Annotated in this window: 3 protein-coding genes; 1 reads left to right on the forward strand and 2 read right to left on the reverse strand. The window is 64.4% G+C overall.

What is annotated here, in order from left to right; genetic code table 11:
- Positions 1 to 681 precede the first annotated feature (681 nt).
- Complete coding sequence (locus tag EFAMC2_RS02525) at positions 682 to 1,233, forward strand: glutathione peroxidase (protein WP_154026697.1); 552 nt, start codon at positions 682 to 684, stop codon at positions 1,231 to 1,233.
- Between the two features lie 215 nt (positions 1,234 to 1,448).
- Here EFAMC2_RS02525 and EFAMC2_RS02530 read toward each other — a convergent pair whose 3' ends face one another.
- Both EFAMC2_RS02530 and EFAMC2_RS02535 read right to left on the reverse strand, forming a co-directional pair.
- A complete protein-coding gene (locus EFAMC2_RS02530; protein WP_154026699.1) occupies positions 1,449 to 2,057 on the reverse strand; it encodes an NAD(P)H-dependent oxidoreductase in 609 nt (202 codons plus the stop codon).
- Between the two features lie 15 nt (positions 2,058 to 2,072).
- Positions 2,073 to 2,886 (reverse strand): ABC transporter ATP-binding protein (locus EFAMC2_RS02535; protein WP_154026701.1); only part of this gene is annotated, 814 nt, incomplete at its 5' end.

Genomic DNA, 2,886 nt, shown 5'->3' on the forward strand with positions numbered 1-2,886 from the left:
ACACATCTTGCGCCGGGGGCCCGGGGGGGCGCGGGCCGGGCGAAAGGCAGCACGATGAAAAGTGATCGAATCTTTCGAGCGCCTTATTCTTGGCACTCGGGCACAAAAAAGGACGGACGCCGAGCAGGATCGGCAGTCCGTCCACCACGGTGGCCAAGGTACGGGATCCCGGCCTCTCGTAGGGGTTGTTTCGTGCGCCGCCGAGTCGTTGACGCACGGTTGTTACTTTAGACAGGGTGCGCAAAGCCCAGGCAAGACACTGATAAGCGCTGCGTAAGGGTCGCGGGACCCTCCCCTCTCCCGGGGTAAGTTGCGCAGACTGTCCACCCCGGCAATGACCAAAGCCGGCACCCTTGCCATCCCTGAAGCACAGAATGCCGCCTACGGGTGCTTCCCTTACCCTGCCATCCGGGGCACATCCCGTTACGCACCTCTTTATAGATACCTATACATAGATGGTAGATGGGGCCGATATAGATTAGGCCGAGCTACACGTCAGATCGGGCGGAACCAGATGCAACCGAGCTGCGAACCAGATAGGGCCGGCGCCAGGAGGCCGACCACCCCTCTGTGTCTCGCGTCAGTCCTTGGTGACGACGGGTATAACGCCCTGTGGCAACGAACTGCCTTGGGCAGGCATTGCCCCATCTATAGATAGGTATGTAGGCTACGGAGGCTTCCATGAGTACGCTTTATGACTTCACCGTCGAGGATCGCGAGGGCAACGACGTGAGCCTTGCCGATTACAAGGGCAAGGTCGTCCTTGTGGTGAACACCGCCACCGAGTGCGGCTTCACCCCCACCTACGCAGACCTCCAGAGGCTCTATGAGGAGGAGCACGACAAGGGCCTCGAGATCCTCGACTTCCCGTGCAACCAGTTTGGCCACCAGGCCCCCGGCACCGCGGGCGAGATTCACACCTTCTGCACCGGTCGCTTTGGCGTCACCTTCCCGCAGTTTGGCAAGGTCGAGGTCAACGGCGAGGATGAGCACCCGCTCTTTACCTGGCTCAAGGAGCAGAAGGGCTTCGCGGGCTTTGACCCCGACCACAAGATCACGCCCATCCTCATCGACCTGCTGAGCAAGGACGACGAGAAGTGGGCGGAGAAGGCCGACATCAAGTGGAACTTCACCAAGTTCCTCATCGACCGCTCGGGCAACGTGGTGGAGCGCTTCGAGCCCACCGCCGACGTGGAGACGGTCGTCAAGCCGGCGGTCGAGAAGCTGCTGTAGTCGCGGGCTCTTTGGACCTGACGGGCCCGACCCTGGACGCGCGCGGAAACAATCTTGTTGGCCAGAGCTAATGCTCAGGCCGCCTTCGAAAATGTTTCCTTGGCGCGTCCGGGGCCGGGCCCTGCTGGTTTGGGGGTCGCGCGACGGAGGCTCGTGAGCCAGCTTGCGGCTGGGCGGTGTCGGCGGTGGGTCACCTTGCGCAAGCTTGTTTTTGGCTAGAGGGCCTCTCCGGACTCGATGGCGCGGAGCCAGGCCTCGCGCTGGGCGGGGGTGGAGGCATCCATGAGACCGAAGTTGTGCCAACGGCGGTTGGACGTGGGCTTCGTGACGTCCGCCCCCTGCTCGGGAAGGCCGCCGATACCGAGCTGGGCGAGCGTCCCCTCGATGAACGACGAGCGAAGCGCAAGCTCGAGGTGCTCGGTGGGCTCGGCCGAGGTGGTGTAGAGGTCGCACGAGGCGATGTGGTCGAGCTTGCCAAGCAGGCCAGAACCGGTACCCACCCACGAGAAGCCCGCGAGCATCACCTTGTCGACGAAGCCCCTCAGCATGGCGGGGACGTCATTCCACCAGATGGGCGTCACGATGACGAGACGCTCCGCCGCGGCAACGAGCTTCTGGTAGCGCTCGACGAGGGAATCGAGCACGCGGCCCTCGTTGTAACCAGCAAGTTCCTCGCGCGAGAGCGCCGGCACAAAGCCGTCCGCATAGAGGTCGATGACCTGGTAGCCGGCACCCTCGTGCTCGAGCCTGCGCTCGACCGCCTCGAGGACGGCGTGGTTGAAGCTTCCCTCCCAGGGGTGGCAGTAGATGACGAGCGTCTGCATGTGCCCTCCTCGCTTTTACGAAAGTTCCCTCATGCCATGGTAAAGCTGCCAGTACTCGCCGTGGCTAGCAAGCAACTCCTCGTGTGTGCCGCGCTCCACGATGCGGCCGCGCTCGAGGACCATGATCGCGTCGGCGTTGCGGACGGTCGAGAGCCTGTGAGCGATGACGAAGACGGTGCGCCCTGCCATGAGCGTGTCCATGCCCCGCTCGACCAGCGCCTCGGTGCGCGTGTCGATGCTGCTCGTGGCCTCGTCGAGGATAAGCACCGGCGGGTCCGCGACGGCGGCGCGGGCGATGGCGAGCAGCTGGTGCTGGCCTGCGGACAGGTTGGCGCCGTCTGCCGTGACCGGCGTGTCGTAGCCCTTGGGCATGCGGCGGATGAAGCCGTCCGCATTGGCCGTGATGGCCGCGGCTCGCACCTCGTCGTCCGTGGCGTCGAGCTTGCCGAAGCGGATGTTGTCCGCGATGGTGCCGCCGAACAGGTGCGTGTCCTGGAGCACGATGCCCAGCGAGCGGCGCAGGCTCGCCTTCTCGATCTTGCGCACGTCGATGCCGTCGTAGGTGATGGAGCCCGAGCGCACGTCGTAGAAGCGGTTGATGAGGTTGGTGATGGTGGTCTTGCCAGCGCCTGTGGATCCCACGAAGGCGATCTTCTGGCCGGGCTTGGCGTAAAGGCTCAGGTCCTCGAGCACCGTCTGGCTCGAATCGTAGCCAAAGGTGACGTGATGGAAGCGGACGTCTCCGGCGAGGGGGACGGAGGCGCCGTCTGGCTCGAGCCAGGACCAGGTGTCGGACGCGTGGGGATTTGGGGCGGGGGCGGGGCTCGTG

The organism is Olsenella uli, from assembly GCF_901212655.1.
Taxonomy (GTDB): Bacteria; Actinomycetota; Coriobacteriia; order Coriobacteriales; family Atopobiaceae; genus Parolsenella; species Parolsenella uli_A.